We start from the raw sequence: 26,947 nt of genomic DNA, 5'->3' as shown, positions 1-26,947 counted from the left end.
GGACAAGTCCGCCGACCTCGACCGGGTTGCAGCCGCGACGAAGCGCGCACCGTGCGGCTTTGCCTGGCAATTGCAACCGTCAGGTTCGGCCAGCCGCTCCGGCGCCTCCCCAACCCTTGCCACTCGCATGGTTAACCAAGGTTAATCACGCCGGCGCGAATGGTAATTTGCAGGAGCTAACTCACTGCGTTGCAACAAGAAAAAGCGACTGCATTTTTTACTGATAAACGTATTGATAATAACCCAATATTCCAGCGATAATACATTCCACGGCGGCCGATGAGCCGATCTATTCAGCTTCGACGAGGCAGACGATGTCACTGGTTGCTTTGCCAGAACGCGATCTCGCGACTCCGCAAATGCCCCTCCTTGTCGCGCCGAGCCCGGCGCCGGTGGCTGTCGCGTCCGAAATCCACCCGCCTCGCCCGGTTTCGTCGGAGCCGGCGGCACAACCCAGCGATCCGCTGGCAGAGCTTTCCAGCCTTTGCCAGGCGCTGGACGCTCGCATCCGGCAGGGCGCGGCGGCCCATGCGCAGGCACTACGCCGCTTGTCGATCCTGCGCCGCGCCAATGAGGCCGGGCAGAACGATTTCGCCGGGCTGGAGCGCCATCTCGCCCATCCCCGGGAGGCCGCCGCCCTCGTCTTCTGCTCCCGCGCCGAGCGGGAGGATCGCCGCGTCTTCGTGTCCGCCGGGAGCGAGGGCGTCGCCCAGCTCCTGCCGGCCGCCAGCAGCGGTCTCGGCACGGTGGAGCTGCGGCTCCACGCCGTGGACGCCCGGCCGGGCGCCCGGCTTCATCTCGATCTCGTCGCACTCAACGACCACAGCAGCCTGTCGCGCTGGAGCCTGCCGCTGGACCGGCTGGCGCCCGGCTGGGTGGCCTTCGCGCTCGACCGCGAGCCCTCGGGCGCGCCGCGCCTTCTGGAACTGCGTCTGGCGGTCGAGGGGCCGGAGGGCGCGGGCGTGACGCTGGGCGGCGGCGAGGACATGCCGGTGCGCCGCTTCCGGCTGCGCTCCGGGGGCGCCGAGGACAAGGCGATCCTGCCGGCCGCCATGGAGCTGCGTCTTTGGACCGGCTCGCCCGTTCTGCCGGGCGGCGCGCTGCCCTTCTCGGCCGCGCCCGGCCCCCTCTTCGCGGAGGCGGGCGCCGGCCTGCCGCTGTCGCCGACGCTCCTGGTCCAGGCCGAGCATGTGAACCGCGAGGACGCGCCGTTCGAATTCACCGCCGTGCGCCCCCTGCCGGGCGAGCGGGCGGTGGAGTGCCATCCGCTGGCCGAGGGCCTGACGCTGGCCTCGCTGCCGCTGCCGCCCGGCCGCCTGGTTCTGGAAGCGCGCGCCCAGTTGCGCGTCGCCAATCCGCGCTCGCGCGAGGTCGAATTCGCCGCCGTGCTGGCGCCCGACGCCGAGCGGGCGAAGCTGCTTCTGTCGGGAAAGGCGCGGCCCGAGCCGGGCGAAGGCGCCTCATCCTGGGTGGCGGCGGGGCCGCGCACGCCGGGTTCGCTCAGCGTTCTCGCCCGCTCCGGGCCTCGCGCGCCGCGCAGCGAGCCTGTCCGCCTCTTCCTCGCCACGCGAATGGCGCGGCCGGGCCAGGCCGATTTCGCCTGGGCGCGCTTTGCCGACATCGCGATGCGGATCGGAACATGATCGGCGCGCGGCCTCTCGCAATCGGCGCCGCTCTTCTGGCGCTCGTCGCCGGCTCGCCCCTTTCGGCCGCCCCGCTCCTTGGCGTCGGCACGCCCAATCTCGGCCGCGAGAAGCAAGCGGAAATCTCAGCGACGCTGGATGCCGTGGAGCGCGCCGGGTTCCAGCGCATCCGCCTTGGCTGGAAGCCGCCCTATGACGGCGCCCGCAGCGCCCTGGCCGAGGCCGCCCGGCGCGACGTCGCGGTGCTCGTCACCCTGCCGCTGACCGGGGCGGAAACCGCGCGCGAGGGCACGACCGCCCGGCCGGCGCGGGATGGGTTCTTTCCCGCCTACGGCCTCTCCACGCTAGACCCGGCCCGCGTCGAGGCCGAGGCGGCAGCGTTGCTTCAGGCGGTGCAGGAAAGCGGAGCGAAGCTTCTCGGGCTCGAGCTCGGCAACGAGATGAACTGGTCGGGCTACAATGGCGATCTCGCCCTCCAGCCCGCCGGCAAGGGCCGTGTCGCCGCCGATCTCGGCGCCCTGTCCGCTACCGAGGCCGAGGCCCTGCGCGCGGGCATAGCGCTCTATGCCGACAGCGCGCGCCGCGTCGCCGCCCGGCTGGCGCAGTCAGAGTCCGCCGCGCCCTTGCTCGTCGGCGGGCTGGCGGATGTGAACGACGCCTATGTCCGCCAGCGCGGGGCGACGCTGCTTTCCCCCGACGCCTTTCGCGCGCTTCTGAGCGAAGCCGGCGTGTTCGAGACGGTGGGCGCGGTGGGCGTCCATCTCTACGAGCCGCTGCGCCTGAAACGCGGCGACGAGGCCGAGCGCGTGGCGCTTCTGGAACAGGACCTGAAGCCCTGCGGAACGCCGGCCTTCGCCGGGCGCCCCTGCTGGCTCACCGAATTCGGCAGCGCCGAGCCGGCCGAGGCGCGCTGCGACCGGACGGATGCGGAGCGCCGGGCGCTGCTTCAGCCGGTGCTGCGCTATCTCGCGCGGCCGGAACAGGAAAGCCGCGTAAAGGCGGCCTTCTGGCACGATTGGGAAGGCGACGGTGCCTTCAGTCTGGTGCGCTGCGGCGTGGCCACGACGCTCGCCAACGATCTGGCCCGCGCCCTTCCCTCCAAGGCTCTCGGGCCCGCGACCGCCCCCTGACCCTCCTCCCCGTTCCTCACCCCCTTCGGAACGACAGCGAAAGGACCGACCCCATGAAACGTCTCTGCTTCGGACGCCAGCCGGCCGACACGCGCTATCGCTACCATCCCGGCCTGCCCTTCTCGGAAGGCCTGCCGCGCTCCAACGACGCGAGCTATGCCGCGATCAACCGGAATTTCTACCTCACCTCCAACAAGGGCAACATGCTGATCGGCGAAGGCGCGGCGCGCATCTTCGACTGCGACCGCAACTACAGCGCCATGCTGAGCGTCCATGTCCTCTACAATCACTATCAGGGCTCGAACGACGCGATCGGCTGGATCAACAAGAACTTCGACGCGCTGGTCCTGCCCATGGCCAACGAGATCCGGCCCAATCTCAACCACCGTTCGCTGGTGGACGCGCTGACCGAGGTGAAGATTCCCATCGTCGTTCTTGGCATGGGCATGCAGAACGATCTCGGCCCCGACATGTCGGAGCTCGACCCCAGCACCGCCGAGCTGCTCCACCTCCTCGACGAGAAGGCGCATATCTTCGGCGTGCGCGGCTTCTACACCGAGGCCTGGCTGCGCAGCCAGGGGCTGAAGAAGCCGGTGGCCATGGGCTGCCCGAGCATGATGCTCTATCCCCGCAACATCCTCTCCATCAAGGCGCCGGAAGGCGGGGCGGCGGGCAAGCGCTTCATGACGGCGGGCTATCTCACGCCGCAGTCGCGGCGCGGGCTGCAGCTTGCCCGCTTCTTCGAGGGGCAGGACGTGTCCTACGTCTTCCAGGACGAGATCTTCGCCTTCAAGAGCGAGTTGGCGGACCGGCGCTTCTTCAACGACGCCACCAACCAGCTCGACCCGGCCGCGCTGAAGCCGCTGATGGACGCCGCGCTCGGCACCGACACGCCCTTCCGCCGCTATTTCCACTTCGACAGCGTCGAGTCCTGGCGCCAGTCCTATAGCTGGCACGACGTCTTCATCGGCGATCGCTTCCACGGCGCCGTCGCCGCGCTGCAAACGGGCCTGCCCACCGCGATCCTGCACAAGGACCTGCGCGTGAAGGAAATGTCGGAGTTCTTCGGCATTCCCAACGCCACGATGGACGAAGCCCACACGATGGGGCTCGAGGCCTTCATGACCAAGCATCTCTCCGCCGAGAGCATCGCGCGCTTCCACCAGACCTACCGCGAGCGCGTGCGCAACTTCCAGTCCATTGCCGAGGCCGGCGGGCTGCGCTTCGTGGATCGCATCGAGGACGCTCTTTTGGGCGCCGCCCCGGCGCGCGAGCTGGATCTCGTCGCCTGATGCGCCCGCTCCGCGTCACGGTGATCGGCGGCTCCAACACGGTGATGGAGCCGGGCTATCTCGGCCAGTCCCTTCGCGCCGCCGCGCTCCGTGGCGTGGAGATCGGCGAGGTCGAGAACCTCGCCATCGGCGGCACCACCAGCGCCTGCGGCCTTTACCGCCTGAAGACGGCGGCGCGGCTGGAGGAGAGCGACGTTCTCCTGATCGAGTTCGCGCTCAACGACGCCTTCATCTATGGCGACGAGCGGCGCCCGACCCGGCACTGGGCGCGGCTCTACGAAGGGCTGCTGTGCCATGCGCTGGCGCGCAACCCGAAGCTCAAGATCGTCTCTCTCGTCTTCGGCGCGCGCTCGGGCAGCTTCCTCCAGTCGGTGCCGGCGATCGACGCCGGCATCCACTATCTCTCCGCCTGGTACGGAACCTCGGTGGTGGATGTCAGCCGCGAGCTTCTGCGCCGGCATGGGCGCGAGGTGGTGGAGCATCCCGGCTTCTATGCCGACCAGGGCCATTACGCCCGCCCGCTCGCCACCGCCATGGTGGCCGAGATCGTGGCCGACGCCCTGGTGGAGGCCGCCTATGCGCCGCCGCGCGCCGGCGCCCTGCCGGAGCCGGTCGATCCAGCCGAGTTCGGCTCGGCCGGCGTGGTGGAGGCCGCCGATCTGACGGCGCTGGCCGGCACGAAGCTGCGCCGCTTCGAGAACCGGCGCTTCGGCTTCGACGGGTTCGACGCCGAGGCGCACGAGATCCACTTCCGCCTCTCCGGCGGGCAGTTGCTCGGCCTTCTCTATGTCGCGGAAGCCGCCACCGGCACGCTGGAGATCGAAAGAAACGGCGCGGTCCGCCAGGCCGCGCTCGCCAAGGGCGGCGTCACGGCCGGGCACTTCCGCTTTCTCGCCGCCCTGCTGCCGGCCGATTTCCTTTATGGCACGGCGCTGGTCTCCGGCCAGCCGGACGGGGCAACCTATCGCCTGAGGCTGGCCGCCGCGCCCGACCCCGCGCTTCTCCATGTGCCCAAGGACAGTCTCGCCGGCCCGCCACCGTCCGGTGCCGCCACGCTGCCGATCCTCGGCCTCCTCCATTCCGGCACGTTGAGCGATCTCGCCGTTCGCCCGCGCACCGAGCTTGCCGCTCCCAGCCGCTCCCAATCCTCCCTTGCTTCCCAATCCGTTGCCGCCTGACCGGAAGGGTCCCGCCTCTCCCATGCCCAGCCGCACCTCGATTCCTCACCGCGCCGCCTCGCCGCTTCCGCCCCCCGCGCCGCCGCAGGCGACCTCCACGGCCCTGGTGGCCGCCGCGCCCCGCTCACTCGCCTCGCTCCTGTCGGGGCCGATCGTCTTCAGCTGCGACGCCGACCCGGCGGCGCGCGCGCCAGCGGCCTGCCCCGTGCTCACCCTCTTGCGCTTCGAGCGCGGCGTGCCGGTGATCCTCTGGGGCGGCGCGGCGCGCCCGCTTCTCGACGCGCCCGCCCTACCGCTCGCGATCCTCGCCGGCGAACCGGAGAGCGACACGCCGCGCCGGCTGGTCGCTTGGCTCGGTGAGCGCGGCCTTGCCCCGCCGCCCGTCCTCGCTTGGCAGAAGGGCGGCGAGGAGATGGCGCTGCGCCAGCTGGCCGCCCTCCTGCGGCGCGAGGCGATCGCCGCCGACCGCAGCGCCGAGCGGGCGCGGGCCGACGTTCGCCGCGTCGCGCTCATGAACCGCCGCCTGCGCGAGCGCTTCACCTCCGCCGAAGAGGCCCTGACGCGGCGCGGCGCCCTGCCCTTCGCCGTGGCGCTCACCAACGAACCGGCCCGCTCCCCGGCCCAGACCCTGCCGCTCGGCGAAGGCACCGGCGCGCTGCGCCAGATCCTGCCGCTGGCGAGCACGGGCCTTGCCGCCGTCGCGGTGCATCTCAGCGGCGTGCCGGAGAGCGGCGCGGCGCCGCTTCTGGCCGAGCTGCGCACGCTGGAGGACGGGGCGACGGTCGGCCGCTGGGCCGTGCCGGGCGAGCGGCTTTCCTCCGGCTGGGCCGTGCTGGCGCTGGCCCGCGCCCTGTCCGGGCAGCAGCGCACGCTGGAACTCCATCTTTCCGCCGGGCCGGAGGGTCTGCCGGTGCAGGTCTCGCTCGGCGTCGAGCAGCCCATTCCCGATTTTCAGGTGCAGGCCCCAGGGCTCGGCCCGATCACGCCCAACGCGCTCGCGCTGCAACTCTGGCGCGGCCTGCCCGGCGCCGGGGTGCCGGAGGTGGAAGGTCATCACCGCCCGGCCGGCGAGCGCCCGGCGCGCGGCGGGTTTCGCGAGCGCGCGGTGGCCCCGGCCCGGCTTCTTCTGGCGAGCCACGCCAACCCGGACATGGTGCGCTTCGAGTTTCCCGCCGTCGAGGCGCCGCCGGGCGAGGGCTCGGTGATCTGCCATCCGCCAAGCCACGGCTTGACGCTCGGCGTCCTGCCCGGCGCCGTGCCGCCCAAGGCCGTGCGCGTTTCCGCCAGCGTGCATGTCGCCAACGAGCGAGCGCAGGCGGTGGACTTCGCACTCTGCGCCGCCCCGGATGCGGAGCGCGCCAAGGCGCTGTTCGAGGGCCGCGCCCGACCGGAGGCGGGCGAGGCGCTGGGCCCCTTCTGCCGCGTGCCGCATGGCGAGACCCGGCGCATCAGCGCGTTCTCGGCCGGCCTTGGCGAAAGCGCGCAGGATCTCTTCATCGCCACGCGCATGTCGACGCCCGGCGACAACAGCTACGCCTGGGCCCGCTTTTCCCATTTCAGCGTTCTGGAGCAGCCATGACCGACGCTCTGACCGAACGGGCTCCCGCGCCCGCCCGCCGCTTCGCGCCGCGCATCGCCGTGGTGATCCCGGTCTACAAGCATTCCGCGCTTCTGGCCGAGGCGATCGAATCCGTTCTCGCTCAGACCGCGCCCTTCGAGATCGCGACCATCGTCGTGGACGACGGCTGCCCCTTTCCCGAGACGGCGGAGGTCGCGCGCGCCTATGCCATGGCGCACGCCAATGTCTCCTATCTTCGAAAGCCCAATGGCGGCCTGTCCTCGGCCCGCAATGCCGGCATCGATTATGCGCTACGCCATTTTCCCGGCTTCGAGGCGATCTATCTGCTCGACGCCGACAACCGCGTCACGCCCAACGCGCTGGAGGTGCTGCTCGCCTTTCTCCAGTCTCGGCCGGACATCGACTGGGTCTATCCCAATATCGACAAGTTCGGCATCAGCTGGAGCGGCAACTACACGACCGAATATTCCCGCCTCCTGCACCTGACCTTCGACAATATCTGCGAGGCCGGCAGTCTCGTGTCGCGGCGGATGATCGATGCCGGCGTGCGCTTCGACGAGACGATGCGCTCGGGCTTCGAGGACTGGGACTTCTGGCTCCAGGCCATGGGGCGCGGCTTCAAGGGTGCGAACCACCCGCATTTCGGCTTCGAATATCGCCAGCGCGCCGAGAGCATGCTGCGCGACAGCAACCGGACGCGCGAAAGCATCCTCTCCTACATCCGCCAGAAGCATAAGGCGCTGTTCCAGCCGGACACGCTCATCGCCTGCGAACACGCCGAGGCGCCGCGCTATGCCTCGATCGGCATCGGCACCTATGTCGTGCGCGCCTTCACCGACCCGGACGTGGCCCACGAATCCTACGAGCTCGGCGAGTTCGTGCGCCGTTTCTGGGCCGCGCGCAACGAGCCCGACACCTATGGCGCGCCGCCTTTCCTTCTCTGGATGACCGACGCGCAGCGGCGCGCCCTGTCGCGCATGAAGCTCCTGCACAACGTGCTTTGGCTGGGCGAGCGCCTGTCGGAGCGGTTCAACTTCGTCGCCATCCGCTTTCGCTCCGCGCCCTCGCGCATGGAGATGGAGGTGCGCCCGGTCAGCGCCACCGAGCCGCTGGAGGCCAAGCTGTCGGGCTGGATGACGACCCATCGCATCCTTTCGGCCTGCGTGGACGACAAGAGCGACGACTGGGTGCGCACGCTGCGCCAGCCCCATCCCGGCCCGAGTGTGGTGGAACTCGTCATCACCGCGCCCTTCACCCCGCGCGAGATGCAAGGGGCCGTGCTCTCCCCCACCAACGCGCTTCTGGCGACGCTCGGCGCCTTGCGCGATTCCGGCTTCCGCGCCGCGCGCGGCCAGAAATGGATCTGGCGCGAGAGCTATCTGCCGGACCGCTCTCGCTATCACGAGCTGCTGCGCCGCGCGCTCGGCACCGAGGCGGTGATGCCGCGCCTGCCGGCGCCCGAGCGGCCGTTGCGCGTCGGCATGCTCCTGCCGATCGCCAGTTTCGGCGGGGTGGAGAAGGTCGCCTTCGCCCTGTCGCGGGTGCTCAAGGCGGCCGGCTGCGAGGTGCATCTCTTCATCCTCGGCAAGCCGGTCTACGAACTTCATCGCGAGAACGAGGGGCTCTTCACCTCGGTGAACTTCCTGGCCTCGGACTATCCGATCTGGGGCGGCGCGCATGTCTATAGCGGGCACGAACTGCTGATGGAGGGCGACGAGGCCGCCATCGCGCCGACGCTGATGGGCCTTCTCACCGGGCTCGACGTGATCGTGAACAATCAGGTCGCCTCGGTGAACTCGGTGCTCGGGAGCCTCCGCCGCTCCGGCGTCAAGGTGCTGAACTATCTCCATGTGCTGGACCGCACACAGCACGGGCGCGACGCCGGCCATCCCTATCTCGCGCTGGCCTTCGAGCATGTCTACGACGCGCTGCTCACCTGCTCGGAAGACATGGTGGACTGGCTCCATGCCATGGGCGTGCCGCGCGCCAAGCTCCTGCATGTGCCCAACGCGCCGAGCTACGAGCTGGCCGAGGCGGACCGGCTCGCGGTCCTGGCCGACCGGCCGACGCGCCCGGCCGGGCCGCTGCGCGCGCTCTTCATCGGTCGGTTCGACGCGCAGAAGGGCGTCGAGCGCCTGCATGGCTGCGCCGGCGAGCTGGTGCGCCGGGGCGTCCCGGTCGACTGGCGCGTGGTCGGCCGCGACGTGCTGGACGAGGGCGCCGGCCAGTCCTGGCAGGCGCGCTTCGCCGAGATCGGCATCGCCACCATCCCGCCACTCTACGACCCGCGCGATCTCACCCGCGCCTTTGGCTGGGCCGATGTCGTGGTCATGCCGTCCCGCTGGGAAGGCGCGCCGCTCACCATCCTGGAGGCGCAGCGCGTCGGCTGCGTGCCGCTTTCGACCGCCGTCGGCGCGGTGGAGGAGCTGGTGAGCGACGGGCAGGACGGGCTTCTCGTGCGGGCCGAAGGCGAAGGCGCCGTGGCGCTGGCCTTCGCGGACGCTCTGGCCCGGCTGGCGGGCGACCGGGCGGAACTGGCGCGCCTTCGCGACGGCGCGGCCGCCAGAGCTGCCGAGACGCGCTGGGAGCGCTCCACCGAGGGCGTGCTGAAGCTCCTCGACGGCTGGTTCCCCAAGCGGCTCGCCAACCTGCCCAAGGGCGCGCCGCGCCTCATCCAGGTCCGCGCCAAGCCGCCCGTCGCCGCCAAGCCTGCCCGCCTCGCGCCGCCGCGCCCGGCTCCGCTGGTGGCGCCGCCGGTCGTCTAACTCCAAGATATCGAACCTTCAAAAAGGCTCGTCGCTCCAAGCGGCGGGCCTTTTTCGTGCAATCGTTCTCTCAACGAAAAGAGGGCGCCCGGTTCGCGCCGGACGCCCTCCTGTTTTCAAGATGCTGGGGAATGCGCCGGTCAGACCGGCTCCGCCACGGGCGCGGGAACGGCCAGGGATCGGTAGAGGGCGAGATGCTGTCGGGCGGCCTCGGCGGGCGGCTCGGACGGGCGGATGCCGCCGCGCAGCCGGCGCCAGAGTTTGGGATCTCTGGCTCGCATCAGCGTCTCGGCCAGAGACTGCGGATCGCCGGGGGCGAAGAGAAGCGCGTCGCGCTCCGCCGTCAGCTTCTCGGCGAGCCCGCCCAGCGCCGCGCCGATCACCGGGCGCCCGGCGCCAAACGCCTCCTGCACCACGAGCGGCGAGTTCTCCCACCAGCGCGAGGGCACGACGACCCAATCCGCCTCCGCCATCAGCCGAGGCAGCGCGTCGCGGCTATAGGCGCCGTGCAGCGTCACGCCGGGCGGCGCATCCGCCAGAAGCCGGGCGATCTCCGCCTGGAAGTCTTCGCGCTGGCGCTCCAGATTCGCCCCGTGGATGGCGAGCTCGCAGCCCTCCCATTCGCCTCGGGCGTGGAGGCGCGCCACCGCCTCGAGCAGGAGATCGACGCCCTTGTAGGGATTGATCTGCCCGAAAAAGGCGAAGCGGCCACGCATCCGCCCGGCGGGGCCGGCGCGGCGCGGGCGAAGGCGCGGCAGGGCTTCCACCGCGTTTTCGAGACAGGTGATGCGCTCGGCCGGCAGGCCCCAGTCGCGATAGCGCGCGGCGAGAAAGGCGCTGGGCGCCAGGAAGCGGTCCACCAGCGAGAAGAGCGCGCGCAGCGTGGCGGCGCGCGAGAGGAAGCGCTCGGGCGTGTGCTGGGGAAAGCAGCCGGCGCAGCGCGCGGGGCTGGATCGATCGCAAAGCTCCATCGTGCCCGGGCGCACCATCTGCCCGTCCTGCCGGCAGATCGGCTGGTACTCGTGCAGCGTCAGGACCAAGGCTGCGCGGGGAAAGGCGCGGCGCAGGGCGAAGAGGAGATCGGCGCCGAAGCCTAGAACGTGATGGAGATGGATCGTATCCGGCCGGAAGTGTTCAAGCGCCGCCAGCACCGCGCGCGGCTCGGCCGGGTCGCGCGACAGGAGGCGAAACGGATCGATCGCCTGCAGGGGCACGAAGCGGACGCCCGGCTCGCACTCCCCGCCGGCCAGCGCATGCCCCTCCGGCACGCAGGCGACGAGCAGAGCCTCCACATCGTCCCGCTGACGAAGCGCCTGAAACAGCGTGTGCGCCGCCAGCTCCGCCCCGCCCGGCGAAAGCGCGGGATGGCCATGGGCGAGAAGGGCGACGCGGTGGAGGCGCGTCACCGGACGCTCACCGACGGGCGCGCCAGGGCGCGCAGCTCGCCGGCCCGCCGATCGGCCCGCCGGGCCAGCCGCATCCAAGGCCCGGCCGCGCCGGATTCGCGCGTCGTGGCAAGACGCACGGCCGGCGTGCGATGAAGGCCGAGACCACCGGCGAGAAGGCGGCGGATCGTGTCGCGCTCCTTCTCGTCCGGGTCGAGAAAGGCGCCTTGCGCGCTGCCGAGCGAAAGAAGCCGCGCGCGGGACACGAGACAGCCGTCGAGCCGGCGGTTCTCGCCCCGGTCGCTGGCGCGCCGGCCGAGCGTGGCGGGAATGGTGATGCCGGGCTCCGCATCGTCCAGCGCCGGCAACACGGCTTCCGCCCCGGCCGCCGCGCGAGCCGCGATGAGCTCTGAGAGCCAGCGCGGTGTCGCCGGCACGACGCGGGGAGTGAGGAGGCACACGAGATCGGTCTCGGCCCATTGCGCGCCGGCCATCAGCGCGTCGGTCGCGTCCTCCAGATCGCTGGCGAAGACGAGGCGCAGGTTCAGCCCGTAGAAGGCGCTCGCGCGCTCGATATCGCCCGCCTGAACACCCAGATCGCGCGCCTCGCCGCAGACGAGAATGGGCAGCAGCGCCAGCGCCGGATCGTCCGCCGCCAGCAGCGCCAGAAGCGGCGCCACGCCCTCCGCGTCGCCCGCGCAGCCGATGACGAGCGTCGCCAAGGCTTCCGGCGCCGCCTCGCCGCCGCGCATGCCGATCAGCCTCGGCACCGCGCCGGGCAGCCGCGCAAGCGCGGGGGCGACCTGACGATCCACCACGTCGAGCGAGGCGGGCAGGTCGGGGTCGAGCCGGCGCAGCGCCGCCCGCAGAAGCGGCACCGCCCGCCCCGGCCGCACCACGAGGGGCACGTGCAGCGGCGACGCGCCAGCCATGTCCAGCGTCAGATGCAGCTCGTCGCCGCCGGCGCCAGGCTCCGGCACCAGCGCGACGAAGCCATGGACCGCGCCCGGCGCGCCATAGGCGGCAAGGCGGGGCTCGTCGCCCAGCGCCTCGGCCGCGTCGGGGCGCGGCAGGATCGCCCAGTCCCCGTCGAGCCGGCGACGCGCCTCGCCCTCGCAAAGGTGAACCGACGCTACCAGCCGCTCGGGATCGAAGAGCCAGCCGCTGAGATAAAGCCCGGCGGCCCCGAGGCGGGCGCATTCGTCGATGCCGACGCGCACCGGCAGGGGGGAGCGCGCGAGCGTGTCGGTGCCGTCGAACCGGCTCGCCGCGCGCCCCAGCCGCGCCCGCGCCTCGCCCGCGCGGCCCGCGTCCAGGATCTCGCGCAGGAGATTGAAGGCGGTGCCTTCACTCAAGAGCTGCGCGCTGGCGTAGCGCGGCAGAAGGGCGGAGGGGCCGGCCTCGGCGGGAAAGAGCAGCCCTTCGATCGCACCGGGATCGGGCACCTCGCCGCAATCCACGATGCCGTAGAAGCCGGTGGCGGGGCCTGTGTCGGGCCGGTCGCGCCAGCCGGCGTGGAAGCGGCCGGGAAGCACCCGCGTGCCGCCCGCCTCGCGCAGCAGCAACAGGGCCCCCGCGCCGGATGCGGGCGCCGTGTCGCACCAGCCGCCTACGAAAAGCGCGCCCTCGCCGAGATCGGCGAGGAGTTCGAGCGTGCCGGCCTGGCGCATGGCGGGCGCAGCAAGCCTGGGGGCAGCGGGCGTAAGGTCGGGGCGAGCCGGGGCCATGGCTAGCTTGCCACGAAGGTGAGAACAGCGCCCATCACCGTGCCGGACAGGACGGCAAGAAGCAGGAGAGCGGCGCGCCCCTCGTCGCGGCCGACGCGCTCCATGGCGCGCAGCCGCGCGTCGAAGCCGCCCAGCGTCTCGTCGATGCGCGCCAGGATGCCCTCGGTCTGTGTCAGGCGCTCGCCCATCTCCGTGTCGAGCCGCTTAGCGGTTTCGAGCGCCGTGCCGATCTCGCGGCCTACTCCGGCCGCCTCGTCGAGCTTTTCCACGGAGGCGCGAAAGCCTTGCGCCACCTCGCGCTGCGCCAGATGCAGCTGGCGCTGGGCGGCGAGCATGACGTCGAGCCGCTCCATGATGCGCGCAGCGGGCGCGGCGACGGCGGCCTCGGCGGTGCGCTCGCCGGTGGAGGGAATGCGCAGGAGCAGCGTCTCGCCGCCCTCCGCCATTGCCCGCACGACCAGCCGCCCTTCGGCCAGCACCGCTTCCGGCACCTCCTCGGGCAGCGCCAGGGTGAAGGCGTGCGAGCCGTCTCCGATGCCGTTGCGGCGCAGGTCCACCCGCGCGCCGTCGGCGGTGGCGCTCGCCACCACCGCGCCGTCGATCAGCGCCTCGACGCGCAGCCGCTCGGCCGGGCGCTCGGCATGCCAGGCCCAGCCGAGCAGCGACTGCCGGTCCAACCCTTCGACGCGCCCTTGGAGGGGGCTCTGCGCCTCGTTTCTGGTGGTGACGACCGCCTTCATGCCAATTCCCTTTCGGCTGCGCGTGCCGGCGCGAAGAGCTTGAGATGCGCCGCCGCCGTCGCGTCGATGGTCGGCGGCGGCGCGACGGCGGCGGCGAGTTGCGCAAGCAAGCCGGGCTCCTCGATCAGCCGCGCCATGGCGCGGGCGAGATCGTGCGGATCGTTGGGCCGGGCATGGAGCCCGTCGACCCCGTCGCGCACCATCTCGGCCATCCCGCCGATGCCGCTGGCAATCACCGGCCGGCCGTGCTGGAAGGCCTCGGAGATGACGAGCGGGGCGTTTTCCCACCAGATCGAGGGCACGACCACGGCGTCCACCGGCTCCATCAGCTCGCCCATCCGATCCCGCCCATAAGGGCCGAGGCGCAGCAGCCGATCACCCAGCGGCTCGGCGAGTTCCTCCAGCCGCTCGCGGAACTCCGGCGTCTGGAACGGCGCTCCGCCATGCAGGCGCAGCGTGAAGTCGAGGCCGCGCTCGGCAAGGAGACGCGCGGCGCGAAGCAGGAGCGGCACGCCCTTCCAGGGGTTGAGATTGCCGAAATAGCCGAAGGTGACGCGCCCGCCGGGCACCGGGCGGGGCGCGGCCGGCATTGCGGGCCGGCCGTTGGGCACCACCACGATGCGCTCGGCCGGCAGGCCCCAGTCGACATAGCGATCGCGCAGGAAGCGGCTCGGCGCGACGAACTGGTCGACGCTGCCGAGCAGCGTGCGCAGCTTGTGCTCGCGAAGGAGAAAACGGTCCGCCCCGATCTGGGGAAAGCAGCCCTTGCAGGCGGAGGGCGAGGCGCGGCGGCAAGGCTCGTGCGTGCCGGTCTTCAGCATCAGCCCGTCATGATGGCAGATCGGGTAATAGTCGTGCAGCGTCAACACGATGCGCGCCTCCGGCAGAACCCGGCGGGCGAGAAAGGGCAGCTCCGCCCCGGCCAGCAGGAGATGGTGCAGGTGGATCACGTCCGGCCTGAACTCGGCCAGAAGCCGCGCCATGTCCTGCAGCGTGCCGAAACTGTCGGTCTGGCTGAGATAGAACCGGTCGAAATGCCCGGCCCAGACCACGACCTCGTCGCCGGACGGGCCGACCGTCTGGAAGCTCGTGCCCGGGCGCGGCTCGCGGTGCAGCGCGTTGGTGGCCGCGACGAACAAGGCTTCCGCGCCCTGGCGCTGATAGGCCTTGAACAGGTCATGCGCGAAGATCTCCGTGCCGCCGGGGTGAAATTCGGGATGGTTGTGGGCGAGGACCAGGATGCGCATCAGCGGGTGTCCGGCTTTCGCGCCACGAGAATGTCCTGATAATGCGCGGCCTCGCCGCCGCGCCAATGGCCGGGGCTCTCGGTGACGCAGTCGAGCCCCGCCCAGCGCAGGCAGGCGCGCAGCCAGCCGGCGTCGAAGGCGACGGCGCCGAGCGGGGCGCTGGGGTCGGCGTGCCAGTCCGGCCCCTCGCTTGTTCGCACGAAGCCCCGGCGCGGGTCGCGCACCGAGGAGCGCCGGGCCGCCTCGTCCATCTCGAAATGCGTGACGAAGAGCGTGCCGCCGGGCGCGAGGACGCGCGCCGCCTCGCGGGCATAGCGGGCGATCTCCGCCGGGCGCAGATGGGTGGCGACGGAAACCATGAAGGCGAAATCCACCGACCTGTCCCCCACGGGGAGAACCAGCGTCTCGCCGGTGAGCAGGCCTTGCGGGTTGTAGATCTCGTGCGCGATGTCGAGATGGCGGAAGCGGAAGGCGGGATAGACGGGCGCGATCTCGGCCCGGCACCAGTCGATGCCCTCGCGCACGGGGTCGAGCCCGAGATAGGAGCCCTCGTCACCGAGATATTGCGTCAGCGGCACGGCGATGCGCCCGATGCCGCAGCCGATGTCGAGAACCCGTGCCTCGGGCCGCAGTCCGCCGAGCCGCACGAGATGGCCGAGGAACTCCGCGCCGATGAGGCGATAATCGCCATCGCCGACGAAGACGCTGCCGGGCTGCGGCGCGGGCAGGAAGCGGTTGCGGCGGATCGCGGCGAGAAGCGCTTCCAGCGCCGCATCCGCCGGCATCGTCTCAATCAGGGAGGGCTCGATGGGCACGGCGGAGCCGGCCGGGCTCTGGGCCAGCGCGCTCATGCGGCGGCCGCCTTGGCGAGAGCGAAGGGCCCGTGCATCAGCGCCTCCATGTCGGCGCGCCAGCGCCCCTCGTGCAGCCAGGAATTGTAGAAGGCGGCGACGCCCTTGGTGTAGTCGGCGTTTTCGTTCATCGAGCGGCGCTCCAGATGGTAGAGTTCGGCCGAGGGCACGTAGCGGATCTCGCCGCCGCCCCGGCGCAGCTTGAGGCAGAGGTCGCTGTCCTCGTAGTCGCCGATCACGTAGTCCTGCGTGAACCCGCCGACGGCCTCGAAATCGCGACGGCGCAGGACGAGGCAGGCGCCCGTCACGCCCGGCACGGCGCGCTCGCGCCCCGCCGGCGCGTAATGACGCGGCATGCCCTTGTAGTAGTGATGGTTCAGCCAGCGGCCGCGATGATCGGGCGCGAAGTAGAGCCCGGCATGCTGGATGGAATCGTCCTCGAAGAGAAGCTTCGGCCCGCTGGCAACCACGGCCGGGTCCTCCAGCCTTGCGGCCAGAGCCTCCAGCCAGCCGGGGCGCACGGGCACGACGTCGGAATTGACCAGCGCCAGAACCGGCGCGCGGGCGAGCGCGGCGGCGCGGTTGTTGGCCAGCGCATAGCCGCCATTGCGCGCCATGACGGCGAGCGTCACGGGCAGGCCGTAGACGAGATTCAGCCCGGTCAGGAGATGCTCGGCGACATCGGCCTGATCGGGACTATCGAGCACATAGATGATCTCGCAGCGCCCGGCGATGGCGGGGTCCGAGGCGAAAGCGGCGATCTGGAAGGGCAGGAAGTCGAGAACGCGATAGAGCGGCACGATGATGGTGGCAATAGGATCGTCGACGGGCCGGCCGATCGGTTTGACGATCGGCGCGCCGACCCCGGCGCAGGCCTCGGCCTGGAGATCGGCCAGCGCCGGCCCCAGCGCCTCGCGCATCAGCCGGTCGTCCAGGGCCTGGGGCGCCACGGCGCGCAGCGCCGCCGCCCGCCGCGCCGCGCCGTCGAAGGGCTGGACCGGGGGCGTCAGGGCGCGCCGGGCGCCCGAGCCGAGGCGCAGCAGGAAGCGCGGCTGCAGCAGCGGCCCGCGCACCTCGGGCAGGAAGGCGAGAAAGCCGGTGGCCGGCGCGGCGCGCCCGCCCGGCTCCGCCACCTTGCCCGCGAAGCGATGGAGCCGCGCGCCGAAGGCGACGGGCGCCTCGCTGTCGGAGAGGATTTCGAGATCGTCCAGAAAGCCGCCGGGGTCGCGCAGCCAGCCGGCGGCGAGCGTTCCCGATGCGCCGGCCAGCGCGATCTGGATCTCGGCGGCGGGCAGCGTTCCTCCGCCGCGCTCGGCGCGGGCGGTGAGCGGGCAGCGCAGCTGAAACTCGGTGCAGGCGGCGCGCGAAGCGGGCGAGCGGCGCGACAGGGCGGCGATCAGCACCTGCCGCAGGCCGGGGTCGCGCCCTTCCGTCTGTTCCCACCAGGCGCGCAAGCCCGGCACGCGGCGCGGCTCGCGCCAGCGCCGCAGGACGAAGCCCCCTTCCCCGCGCAGCGCGAGAAGACACTCGGCCTCGCCCGGCGCAAGAGCGGGGCGGGGCAGGAGAAGCCGGCGCGGCCCGCGCTCGCCGGGCAGCGTGTCGGGCACCAGCGACACGAGGCCGGCGCGCGAAACGAGCGTGGCCGCACGGACCGCCCCGAAGCGCGGCGGCAGCGCGCATTCGATCACGGCGTCCCCCTCCGTGCCGACCAGCGCGCGCGCTTCGCCCGCCGCGCCGTCTGGCGCGCGCAGGAGGGCGCGGATCGCGGCGAGATAGGTTGGCGCGCGCGCGAGGCGAAACAGGCGCGGCCAGTCGCTCAGGAGCGCGGCGACGAGGCGCGTGCGGGCGGCGGGCGCCAGCCCTTCGAACAGACTGGCGTCGGCGATGGGAGCGGCAGCGGCGTCGAACCGCTCCAGCGCGATAGTGGTCCCGCCCGTATCCAGTGCAAGGGTGGCGTTCTGCGCGACAAGGCTCGGCAGGGCCCAGACGAAGCGTGTGCCGCCCTCGCCCCCGGCCAGCGCCAGGGCGCTCAGCGGCGCGGGCGGCGCGCCCGTCTCGTCCCGCAGCACGGGCCGGGTGCCGCGTGCGACCTCCCCGCGCCAGACGAGAAGCGCCAGATCGTGGCCGAGACGGAGAAAGCGCGGTGCGCCATCGGTCATCCAAAACGCTCCGAGAAGGGACTGAAGTTAGAGCTTGTCACAAGACGGGAGCGGGCCTTGTGCCTGCACTCGGATCGGCCGGTCGAGGCCACCGCCGAAACCGGCAATGCCTTGGGCGCGAAAGGGCGGGCGCAAAGAACGAGAGGGGCGCCCTTCCCCAACCGGCCGGAACGATCGGCCATCTCGGCCAGCCTTGGCAGGCCTCGTCCGCCAGATACCCGCCTCGTCCATCCGCCATGACGGACCTCGCGGGTGGAAAGGGCGCCCGAAGGCGCCCTTCCCGGGAAAGGTCAGTGGACCGTGAAGTAGCTGGACGGATTGTCCTGAATGTCTTCGAGGCTGACATTCTTCAGGAGAACCGTGTCGCCGTTGCCGAGATTGATCAGCGTGCTCTTGCCGACCTGCACGGCGTTGGCCACCACGTCCTCGGCGGACTGGATGCCGCTGCCGTTGATGTCGGCCTCGATCTGCAGGAGATCGTCGCCCGGCTGGAAGTCGATCACCACGTCGTTGCCGCCGCCGCTCTCGAACACGAAGACGTCCTGCCCGGCGCCGCCGGAGAGAATGTCGTTGCCCGCGCCGCCGGCCAGGATGTCGTTTCCAAGGCCGCCGGTGAGGATGTCACCACCCGCGCCGCCGTCCAGATAGTCGTTGCCGGCGCCGCCGAGAAGCGTGTCGGCCCCGTCTCCGCCAAACAGGAAGTCGTCACCGACCCCGCCGTCCAGAAGATCGTCGCCGGCTTCGCCCGCCAGGTAGTCGGAGCCCTGACCTCCGAAGAGATGATCGCTGCCATTGCCGCCGAACAGGATGTCGTCACCCTTGTCGCCGAAGACGAAATCGTCACCATCGCCCGCAGAGACGAAATCGTTCCCCGCCTTGGCGAAGATGAAGTCGCTGAAGCGAGTGCCCAACAACGTATCGTCGAACTGCCCACCTTCTACAGTTGCCATTTCTGGCCTCCTATATCGCGTACAATTGGGAGGTTGCGTCAAAACTGTATTGTTCTGACTTGCGAAGATTACATGCAAGTAATGTTCAGACAACCGACAGTTTTTATCGTCAACGGATATGGTTAACGGCGTCGCTCGGTCGCGAAAGCTTATTCCTCCCGGAAGGCCGTGTTGACGCTGTCGGTGAGCGGCGACAGGAGATAGTCGATCGCGAGGCGCGGCCGGTTGAGAACGAGCAGGTCCGCCGGCATGCCGGGATAGAGCTTGACCGTGGGATGGGCCTCCAGCGAGGCGGGCGCGACCTCGGCGCGCACGAGATAGAAGGCGAGCGAGGTCTTCTCGTCCACCGTCTGGTCGGGCGCGACATAGGTCAGCGTGCCTTCGAGATAGGGCACCTCGCGCGTGTTGTAGGAGGGAAGGCGCACCCGCACGGGCGAGCCGGGATGCACCGCGTCGATGTCGCGCGGGTTGATGCGCGCCTCGATCACCCGCGCGTCGTTGACCGGCACGATGTCGAGAACGGGCATGCCCGCGCCGATCACCGTGCCCGGCGCGCGAATGCGGATATCGGCCACGATCCCCGCCTCGGGCGCCCGCACCTCGACCCGGCTCAACGTGTCGGCCGCCGCGCGCTGCTGGTCGAGCGAGGCGTTCAGCTCGATGCGCGCGGACTGGATCTGGTCGGCGATGTCGCTCTGGCGCGCCATCTCGGCGCGGGCGATCTCGGCCTGGAGACCGGCCATGGCCTGGCGCGCCCGCGCTTCGCCCGCCGCGTGCTCGCCGCGATTGCCGGCCAGCACCGACAGGCGCGCTTCGAGCTCTGCGATCTGGGCGCGCGTGGCGAAGCCCTGCGTCGCCAGCTTCGAGATCGCCGCCATCTGCTCGCGCACCAGCACTTCGCCCGCCTCCGCGGCGCGGCGCTGCGCGCTCGAGGCGGCGCCTTCGGCGGCCTGCGTCGCGATCTGCGCTTCCAGGGATTCCACCACGCGCCGCTGCATGTCGCGCCGGCTTTCGAACAGGCGCACCTCGTTGGAGAGGATCGCCTCGGCGGTTCCATCGCCCCCCGCCGTCAGCTCGGGCGGAAAGCGCACGCCGGACGCGCCCGACTGCTCGGCGCCGAGCCGCGCCAGCCGCGCGAGCTGACCGAGACGCCGCGCTTCCAGCTGGCCGAGCTCGACCCGGGCGCGCTTGTCCTCCATCACGAAAAGCACCTGGCCGGCCGAGACCTCCTCGCCGTCGCGCACCCGCATCTCGCGCAGGAGGCCGCCCTCCAGATGGGTCACGGACTTGCGCCTCGTGTCCACCACCACGGTTCCGGGGCCGACCGAGGCGCTGTCGAGCCGCGCGGTGAATCCCCAGAGGGCCAGCCCTCCGAAGCCCAGCGCGATCGCCAGCCCGGCGGCCAGCATGTTGGGCCAGAGGCTGGGCAAGGGCGGCGGCGGCGCGGCGGCGCGGCGGCCGGGCGCGGCGGGAACGAGGGCGCGGCTCATGCCGCGTCTCCCGCATTGTTCAAGGCGACGCGCTCGGCCGGGCCGCCGACGGCAGCAGTCACCGCTTCGGCCGGGCCGAACTGCCAGGCGCCGTCGCGGCCCAGCATGAGAAGCTTGTCGGCCGCCTGGAGCACGGCGGCGCGATGGGCGATCACCACCACCACGGCGCCGGCCGCCTTCAGCCGCGCGATGGCGCGCACCACGGCCTGTTCGCCCTCGACGTCGAGATGGGCGTTGGGCTCGTCCAGCACCACCAGCGCCGGCTCGCCGTAGACCGCGCGGGCGATGCCGATGCGCTGCATCTGGCCGCCCGAAAGGTTCAGCCGGGCGTCGCCGATGCGCGTGTCATAGCCGAGCGGCATGCGGCCGATCATGTCGTGGACACCGGCGAGGCGCGCCGCGCGCACCGTGTCGGCCGGATCGTCCTCCTCCGTGCGCAGCCTTGCGATATTGTCGCGGATCGTGCCGTCGAGCAGGCCGACCGATTGCGGGAGATAGCCGATCCAGCGCCCGAAGGACTGGCGCTCGGCGGTGTAGACATTGTGTCCGCCGAGATAGGCGCCACCGGAATTGGGCTTGGCCACCCCGGCCAGCAGCCGCGCCAGCGTGCTCTTGCCGGCAGCGGACGGACCGACGACGCCCAGCACCTCGCCCGGCAGGACCGAAAAATCCAGCGATTTCAGGATCGGGCTGGTAGAGCCGGGCACGGCATAGACCAGCTTTTCCACCACCAAGCCGCCCTCTGGCTTCGGCAGAGGCGTCGTGTCGCGCTCGGCGCCCTCGGTCGCCAGCGCCTCCCTCACCCGGCCCCAGGCGGCGCGCGCTCCGCGCCACTGGCGCCAATTCTCCACCATGGAGTCGAAGGGCTGCAACGTGCGCGCCATGAGAATGCTGGCCGCCATCATCGTGCCGGGCGACACGTTGCCGCCGATCACCAGAATGGCGCCGAGCGCGAGCGCCGCGATCTGCATGCCGTAGCGAACGGTCTTGGAGGCGGCGGAGATCATCTTGTTGCGCCGCATGCCGATGGCGAAATAGCCGTCGGCCCGCACCTGCATGGCCTGCCAGCGCCGGCCCAGCGGCCCGATCATGCCCATGGAGTCGATCGCCTCGGCATGGCGCAGGCTGGCGCCGACGGAGGCATAGACCTCCACCTGCGCGGCGTTGGACTCCTTGATGAAGGATTTCGAGACGAGATCGCCGAGCAGGCTGAAGGCGAGGATCAGGAGCGAGGAGAGGAGCGCGATCAGCCCGTAGAGCGGGTGGAAGCTCGCCAGCGCCAGCATGAAGATCGGCGACCATGCCGCCTCCAGCGGCGCGCCGGCCGCGCCATTGGCGAAGAAGCCGCGGATTTCGGTGAGATCGCGCAGCGCCTGCGAGGCCTTGGCCGAGCCTTCGCGCAGCGAGGCATGCAGCGCCGCCTCGACCAGGGGCAGGTTCAGCCGGCGCAGGAACTGGGCGCCGAGCGTCAGCAGCGCCGCACCGCGCAGGAACTCGAGGAGCCCGAGAAGGAGAAGGCCGCCCACGGTCAAGAGCGTCAGCAGCGTCAGCGTGTCCATGCTGCGGCTGGACAGGACGCGGTCATGCACCTGCATCATGTAGAGCGGCACGAGAAGCTGCAGCAGGTTCAGGACCGCGCTGAGCAGGCCGACATAGACAATGCCGCGCAACATCGCGCGGCGGCTGCCGGCGACGAGGGCGTCTCTCTGAGATCGTGCGGTGTCAGCCGCCATCGGCTCGTCCTGCGCTTTATCGTCCATTTCCGGATTGCAAGCAGGATCGACGCGGCATTGCTGCGACGCAATACCGTATCCTTAACGAGACTGAACGCTTCCTCACGCCGATCGATAAAATTGAGCGGATCGGACGGCAGAACCCTGGATGTCGCGAGGTAAAGCTAGCGGTTCTGGCTATGAAGATAGGCGATGAGATCGGCGCGCGCTAAAGCGTCCGGCATGCCGGGGAAGGTCATCTTGGTGCCGGGCGCGAAGCGGGCGGGGTCGGCGAGCCAAGCGTCCATGGCCTCGTCGCTCCAGACGCCGCCGACCGCGCGCAGCGCCGCCGTGTAGCCGTATCGATCATGCCGGCGCCCGATCGGCGCGCCCATGACGGCGTAAAGATTGGGGCCAGCGAGATCCACCCCGCCCCGGCCGATCGTGTGGCAGGCCGCGCAGGGGCCGAACAGCGACGCGCCGGCGGAAGGGTCGGCGATCGCCATCCGCGCTTCCAACGTCGGGTCGGGGCCGAGCTTGGCCCGGCGCGCCTCGCGCTCGCCGTCGCCGCAGCCGGAAAGAAACAGGGCGCAGAGCAGGAGGGCCGCGCCGCGCGGTGGCCGGCGGCCCGAACGCCCGGCGACCTGCCCGCCCCGTATCGCCATCCATCCGTCCTTCCCAAAACGCCATGCGATGCGGCGCAACTCGCAAGGCTGGACATGCCATTGCTCAAGACACGCGTGCAAGCGGCCTCCCTCCCCGTTCCACTCGGCCGTTAGTCGCCGCCCGCTCCGCGACATTTCGCCTCATGCCGTTGCTGTAAGGGAAACTTGCCCCAAGCGGGGCTCGGAGTGTCCCTGTCCCGTTTCATGGAGATACTCCCAACCAGTCGGAACGGGCTGAGAAACCGGCCTTCGCCTCCCAAGCTCAGGCCGCTCGATCGAGACCTGCTTGATGAAAGAAGACGCAGCCAAAACCTCAGATTATGCCCCCAACTTTCCAGCCTCGCAGGTGGGCCGGAGTCGATAGGTCAGATTGGCGTCAGTTTCGCAAGCAAGCCTTAAGCCGCGTCACCGACCGTGCGCCGCACCATAAAAGGGATTGCGCGATGAAAGATCTGACGGGCTACACGCTGACCTTCAGCGACGAGTTCAACACGCGCAGCATCTCGCAGAACGGCGCGGGAACCGTCTGGGCCGACATTCGCCCCGAATGGCGCTTCGACGCGCAGTCCGACATCGGCTTCGGCCGCTCCTCCTTCGTCGATCCCGGCTCGGGCTACGATCCGTTCAAAGTCGAGAACGGCATCCTCACCATCACCGCCGTACCCGACCGCACGCCCTACGGCATGTCCGGCAGCTGGGAGTCCGGCCTCATCCACACGCGCGGCTCGTTTCAGCAGACCTACGGCTATTTCGAGATGCGCGCCGACCTCTCGGAGGTGAAGGGCGCCTGGGACGCCTTCTGGCTGCTTCCGACCAAGCAGATCAACGAGGGCAAGAACGGCGGCTGGCAGGAGCTCGACATCGTCGAGCACTACGGCAACAACCCGAACGGCGTGTATCGCTGGCTGCATACGACCGACCCCCATGCCGACCCGAACGCCGATCTTCAGGTCTATAGCGACCACGCCAACCAGTCCCAAGGCTTCCACACCTACGGCATGGACTGGAACAAGGACACGATCAGTTTCTACTACGACGGCCAGCTGATCGGCACCAAGGCGACCCCGAGCGACATGCACGGGCCGATGTACATCCTGGCCAATCTGGCGATGGAAGCGGGCGCCGATCCGTCCGGCCCCGCGCCCGAAATGAAGATCGACTACATCCGCGCCTATGCGGAAAAGCCGGCCACGGCCCCGGTGCCCGTGGAGACGCCGATCAATGTCATCACCGGCACGGCGGCGCGCGACGTTCTGACCGGAACCGATGGGCGGGACCGGCTGGTCGGCCTGGACGGGCCGGACGTGCTGCGCGGCGGCAAGGGCGCCGACGAGCTGATTGGCGGCGACGGCAACGACACCGCCTCCTACGCCACGGCCGGATCGGGCGTGACGGCGAGCCTCATCGACCCCACGAAGAACACGGGCGACGCGGCCGGGGACACCTATTCCTCCATCGAGCGCCTGGACGGCAGCCGGTTCGCCGACGTGCTGGAGGGCGATGGCGGCGACAACGTCATCAATGGCGGCGCGGGCGCCGACCGGATGATCGGCGGCGGCGGCAACGACACGTTCCATGTCGACAATCCCGGCGATGTCGTGATCGAGGCCGCCAAGGGCGGCTGGGACGCCGTGATCGCCTATGTCGACTACACGCTGACGCCGGGCCAGGAGATCGAAGGGCTGCACGCGGCCGGAGGCACGGTCAATCTCACGCTCACCGGCAACGAATTCAACAACTATCTCTATGGAAACGAGACCGCGAACGAGCTGCATGGCGGGGCCGGAAAGGATGTCCTGTCGGGCGGCGCGGGCGACGACCGCCTGTTCGGCGAGGATGGCTCCGACAAGCTGACCGGAGGCGCCGGCCGCGACACGTTCGTCTTCTCCACCGCGCTGAAGCCCGGCGAGTTCGACACGATCACCGACTTCAACCCGGCGGACGATACGATCGCGCTCGCGATCTCGGTCTTCGACAAGGCCGGGCCGGCCGGCACTCTCGCCCCCTCCGCCTTCTACGCCGCCCCCGGCGGCGTCGCCCATGCGGCCGCGGATCGGATTCTCTACGACACGAAATCGGGCGATCTGTTCTACGACGCGGACGGTTCCGGTTCGGGCGCCGCCGTGCGCTTTGCCCATCTGGAGCCGGGCCTCGCCCTGACCAGCTCCGATTTCACGCTCTTCGGCTGAGAATCGGGACGATGATCGAGACCGGAACAGGGGAAGGGATTCGCCCCTTCCCCCGCAGCGCAGCCGAGAGCACCTGGTAGAACGCCCGCTTGCGCGTTGGGAGGGCGCGACCTCTTCTCTCGAACCGGCCTCGGGCGACGGTCGAAGCGCTTCTTCGGCGGGAGCGGCCACATCCACCGACTGCCCGCGTGTGCATCTGCGACCGGGCGGCCGCAACAGGTCGCGCCGAGACCCAGGCACACCATGGTCTCACAGACGCGCAAAACGTCCCGTTCGCGGTGAGCGTAGCAGGCGCCACGGTCAGCCACAGCCATGGGGCAAGACCTTCGAACCGCGAACAAAATTTCATGAGGGGCCGATCAAGGAATCTCGCTCGAAGACAAGACGCGGACAAACCCCTTGCCGATCCTCCAGCGGAGGTCTTGTCTCGAACTCTTGTTCGATGCCCTACCCTTGGTCCGCCAATAGCCGGGACCGCCGGGCCAGGCTGCACACCGAAGACATGCGATCACATTTGTCCTGGCATCGCATTAGCGCACACAGCGCCGAAAGCTGCCAAGACTTGGATCGAGAACAAGTGGCTCCTGCAACGCACCCTGGGATGGCTGCCCCAGTTTCGACGCTTCGCCCTTCTTTGCGAGCGACGCGCTGACAGCTCTCGTCGCCGCCCCGGTCGCAACGCACCCGGCCCGGCAGGCCCGGCCAAAACGTCCGTGAGCGCCTGACCGACACCTTTAGATCACTCAGTTTGTCCATCTGCACAGCTTTGGCGGCAGAACCGATCTCCGTGCTTCGGCGCTGACGGCCCAGCTGCATTTTATCCAGCGAAAGGCAATCGCGAATTTTCACCCTGCGGTTTCAAAACGCCCTTCACTCCGAGACGACACGTCGCTGCCAGCCGCACTCATCTCCCGCCCCACAGGCCTAATGGGCCGGAAGAATCCTATTCCGTCCCAAGTTCTTACTCGCATAAGTAGCGATCCATTGTATGGAACGCGTCCTATTGCTTTGCAACATAACTTAAGGTTTATATTATTGAGATTTCTTTAACACTTTCGACATCCCGGATAGGGTCTCGCGAAGGTGGAGGGTGGGTCGCTTCGGCACCGGTCTCTGGCGCCCGAGGTCCTTGAGACGCTTCGCCGAGCCGATCGACGAGGCGTACGAATCCTTCCCCCGCGCTCCCTCGTCCTCGGCGGCTGGATCATTCTCATGCATGACGGGACGACGGATCGGCCGGCCTTCAGTTTGGAACTGCACGGGGCGAGAGGGCTGTTCTCGCTTCTCGTCTTCGTCTTCCATGTCGAGAATTCCGGCCTGCCCCAGCTGTTCGGATGGGAGTTTATGGCCACGCTTCTCGATCCGCTGAAATTTGGGGTGGAGCTTTTCTTCGCGCTCAGCGGCTATGTCATCATCGGAACGTTGGCCCGCGCCCGCACGCCCCTCGCCTTCCTTTTCGACCGGGCGACACGCATCTATCCCGTCCTGTGGATCGGCGTTCTGACCGTGGTTCTTCTGTCGCTCGTCAGCGGGCGGGAAGCGCCGGCGAGCTTCGCGGGCTGGCCCCTTCTACTGCACACGCTGGCCAATCTGGCGGCTCTGCCCAACCTAATGCCGTTTCCGCTCTTTCTCGCGCCGGCCTGGACGCTCAGCTACGAGCTCTGCTTCTACCTGTTCGGCTGTGTCTATCTCGTCTGTCGGCGCCGGCTGTCGCTCAACATTTTCCCGATCCTGCTCGTCCTCAGCCTGCCGATCATCGACACGCATCCGCGCGCGCTCTTCTTCCTGAGCGGCATTCTGGTGGCGACGGGATACAGCCGTTACCTGCGCCTTCCCATTTTCGCGGAACGGCCCATTCTGTCGCTTCTCGTCTTTCTCTGGAGCTGGAACTCGGTCCACCTGCTCAACCTGCCCGAGTTTCGAACGATGACGCAGTGGTTGGACGGACCGGCCTGGCTCTACGCCGTCATCGCCTTCGCCTCGGCGGCCCTGTTTCTGGACGGGCTCGTGCGGTCCAAGGGCCACCTCTCGGCCTTTCTTCGCTCGCCGGCCATGCTCTACTTCGGCACGATCAGCTACAGCTTCTACCTCTGGCACCCCGTGGTGATGGCGATCGTCAAGAGCACGCTCGCCTCCCTCGGCCTGTTCACCCTGGCGGGGAACCTCTCGCAGCTCCTTTTCTTCCTAGCGGCGTTGCCCCCGTCCATTCTGGTCGGCCATCTCAGCCAGCGCTGGATCGAACGCG

At 70.0% G+C, this 26,947-nt stretch carries 18 protein-coding genes; 8 read left to right on the top strand and 10 right to left on the bottom strand.

Annotation, left to right across the window (positions count from 1 at the left end; all coding sequences use genetic code 11):
* Positions 1–359 precede the first annotated feature (359 nt).
* From AUL32_RS01755 to AUL32_RS01730, 6 genes are read left to right on the top strand one after another with little or no spacing between them, the layout of a single operon-like run.
* Positions 360–1,643, top strand: a complete 1,284-nt coding sequence (locus AUL32_RS01755; RefSeq protein ID WP_062111214.1) for a DUF6212 domain-containing protein — start codon at positions 360–362, stop codon at positions 1,641–1,643.
* Positions 1,640–2,773 (top strand): hypothetical protein, encoded by a 1,134-nt coding sequence (locus AUL32_RS01750; RefSeq protein WP_062111212.1) that lies wholly within the window; start codon positions 1,640–1,642, stop codon positions 2,771–2,773. The genes AUL32_RS01755 and AUL32_RS01750 overlap by 4 nt, the downstream gene beginning before the upstream one ends.
* A 53-nt stretch (positions 2,774–2,826) precedes the next feature.
* Positions 2,827–4,065 carry a polysaccharide pyruvyl transferase family protein gene (locus tag AUL32_RS01745; protein ID WP_062111210.1) on the top strand — a complete coding sequence of 413 codons (1,239 nt, stop codon included), beginning with the start codon at positions 2,827–2,829 and terminating at the stop codon, positions 4,063–4,065.
* Positions 4,065–5,243, top strand: coding sequence for an SGNH/GDSL hydrolase family protein (locus AUL32_RS01740; RefSeq protein ID WP_062111208.1), 1,179 nt, complete (start codon positions 4,065–4,067; stop codon positions 5,241–5,243). The genes AUL32_RS01745 and AUL32_RS01740 overlap by 1 nt, the downstream gene beginning before the upstream one ends.
* Positions 5,244–5,265: 22 nt before the next feature.
* Positions 5,266–6,822, top strand: a complete 1,557-nt coding sequence (locus tag AUL32_RS01735; RefSeq protein ID WP_062111206.1) for a DUF6212 domain-containing protein — start codon at positions 5,266–5,268, stop codon at positions 6,820–6,822.
* Positions 6,819–9,587, top strand: coding sequence for a glycosyltransferase (locus AUL32_RS01730; protein WP_062111204.1), 2,769 nt, complete (start codon positions 6,819–6,821; stop codon positions 9,585–9,587). The genes AUL32_RS01735 and AUL32_RS01730 overlap by 4 nt, the downstream gene beginning before the upstream one ends.
* 140 nt (positions 9,588–9,727) lie before the next feature.
* On the opposite strand, the gene AUL32_RS25525 is transcribed toward AUL32_RS01730, so the two are convergent.
* From AUL32_RS25525 to AUL32_RS01680, 10 genes are all read right to left on the bottom strand, one after another.
* Positions 9,728–10,993: a glycosyltransferase family 4 protein gene (locus tag AUL32_RS25525; protein ID WP_062111202.1), complete on the bottom strand. Its 1,266-nt coding sequence runs from the start codon at positions 10,991–10,993 to the stop codon at positions 9,728–9,730.
* Entirely contained in the window at positions 10,990–12,699 is a 1,710-nt protein-coding gene (locus AUL32_RS25520; protein ID WP_192847405.1) for a hypothetical protein, read from the bottom strand. The genes AUL32_RS25525 and AUL32_RS25520 overlap by 4 nt, the downstream gene beginning before the upstream one ends.
* 2 nt (positions 12,700–12,701) lie before the next feature.
* A complete protein-coding gene (locus tag AUL32_RS01715; protein ID WP_062111198.1) occupies positions 12,702–13,439 on the bottom strand; it encodes a hypothetical protein in 738 nt (245 codons plus the stop codon).
* Positions 13,436–14,686 carry a glycosyltransferase family 4 protein gene (locus AUL32_RS01710; RefSeq protein WP_062111196.1) on the bottom strand — a complete coding sequence of 417 codons (1,251 nt, stop codon included), beginning with the start codon at positions 14,684–14,686 and terminating at the stop codon, positions 13,436–13,438. The genes AUL32_RS01715 and AUL32_RS01710 overlap by 4 nt, the downstream gene beginning before the upstream one ends.
* Positions 14,686–15,537, bottom strand: a complete 852-nt coding sequence (locus AUL32_RS01705; protein WP_082659069.1) for a class I SAM-dependent methyltransferase — start codon at positions 15,535–15,537, stop codon at positions 14,686–14,688. Before AUL32_RS01705 ends, AUL32_RS01710 begins: the two co-directional genes overlap by 1 nt.
* Positions 15,534–17,696, bottom strand: coding sequence for a glycosyltransferase (locus AUL32_RS01700; RefSeq protein ID WP_062111194.1), 2,163 nt, complete (start codon positions 17,694–17,696; stop codon positions 15,534–15,536). The genes AUL32_RS01705 and AUL32_RS01700 overlap by 4 nt, the downstream gene beginning before the upstream one ends.
* Before the next feature lie 290 nt (positions 17,697–17,986).
* Positions 17,987–18,646, bottom strand: coding sequence for a calcium-binding protein (locus tag AUL32_RS01695; RefSeq protein WP_061974293.1), 660 nt, complete (start codon positions 18,644–18,646; stop codon positions 17,987–17,989).
* 149 nt (positions 18,647–18,795) lie between these two features.
* Positions 18,796–20,136, bottom strand: coding sequence for an HlyD family type I secretion periplasmic adaptor subunit (locus AUL32_RS01690; RefSeq protein WP_062111193.1), 1,341 nt, complete (start codon positions 20,134–20,136; stop codon positions 18,796–18,798).
* Complete coding sequence (locus AUL32_RS01685) at positions 20,133–21,869, bottom strand: type I secretion system permease/ATPase (RefSeq protein ID WP_187301301.1); 1,737 nt, start codon at positions 21,867–21,869, stop codon at positions 20,133–20,135. Before AUL32_RS01685 ends, AUL32_RS01690 begins: the two co-directional genes overlap by 4 nt.
* A gap of 164 nt (positions 21,870–22,033) precedes the next feature.
* Positions 22,034–22,513 (bottom strand): c-type cytochrome, encoded by a 480-nt coding sequence (locus AUL32_RS01680; RefSeq protein WP_062111189.1) that lies wholly within the window; start codon positions 22,511–22,513, stop codon positions 22,034–22,036.
* 443 nt (positions 22,514–22,956) lie between these two features.
* Here AUL32_RS01680 and AUL32_RS01675 point away from each other — a divergent pair, with 443 nt between their 5' ends.
* Together AUL32_RS01675 and AUL32_RS01670 are read left to right on the top strand one after the other, a co-directional pair.
* Positions 22,957–24,702: a family 16 glycosylhydrolase gene (locus tag AUL32_RS01675; protein WP_062111188.1), complete on the top strand. Its 1,746-nt coding sequence runs from the start codon at positions 22,957–22,959 to the stop codon at positions 24,700–24,702.
* A gap of 1,212 nt (positions 24,703–25,914) precedes the next feature.
* Positions 25,915–26,947: acyltransferase family protein (locus AUL32_RS01670; protein ID WP_062111187.1), on the top strand; the 1,033-nt coding region annotated here is incomplete at its 3' end.

The sequence above is a fragment of the Aureimonas sp. AU40 genome (assembly GCF_001463785.1).
Lineage (GTDB): Bacteria > Pseudomonadota > Alphaproteobacteria > Rhizobiales > Rhizobiaceae > Aureimonas.
Note: the sequence above shows the minus strand (reverse complement) of the source record. Positions and strands in the feature narration are given on the sequence as shown.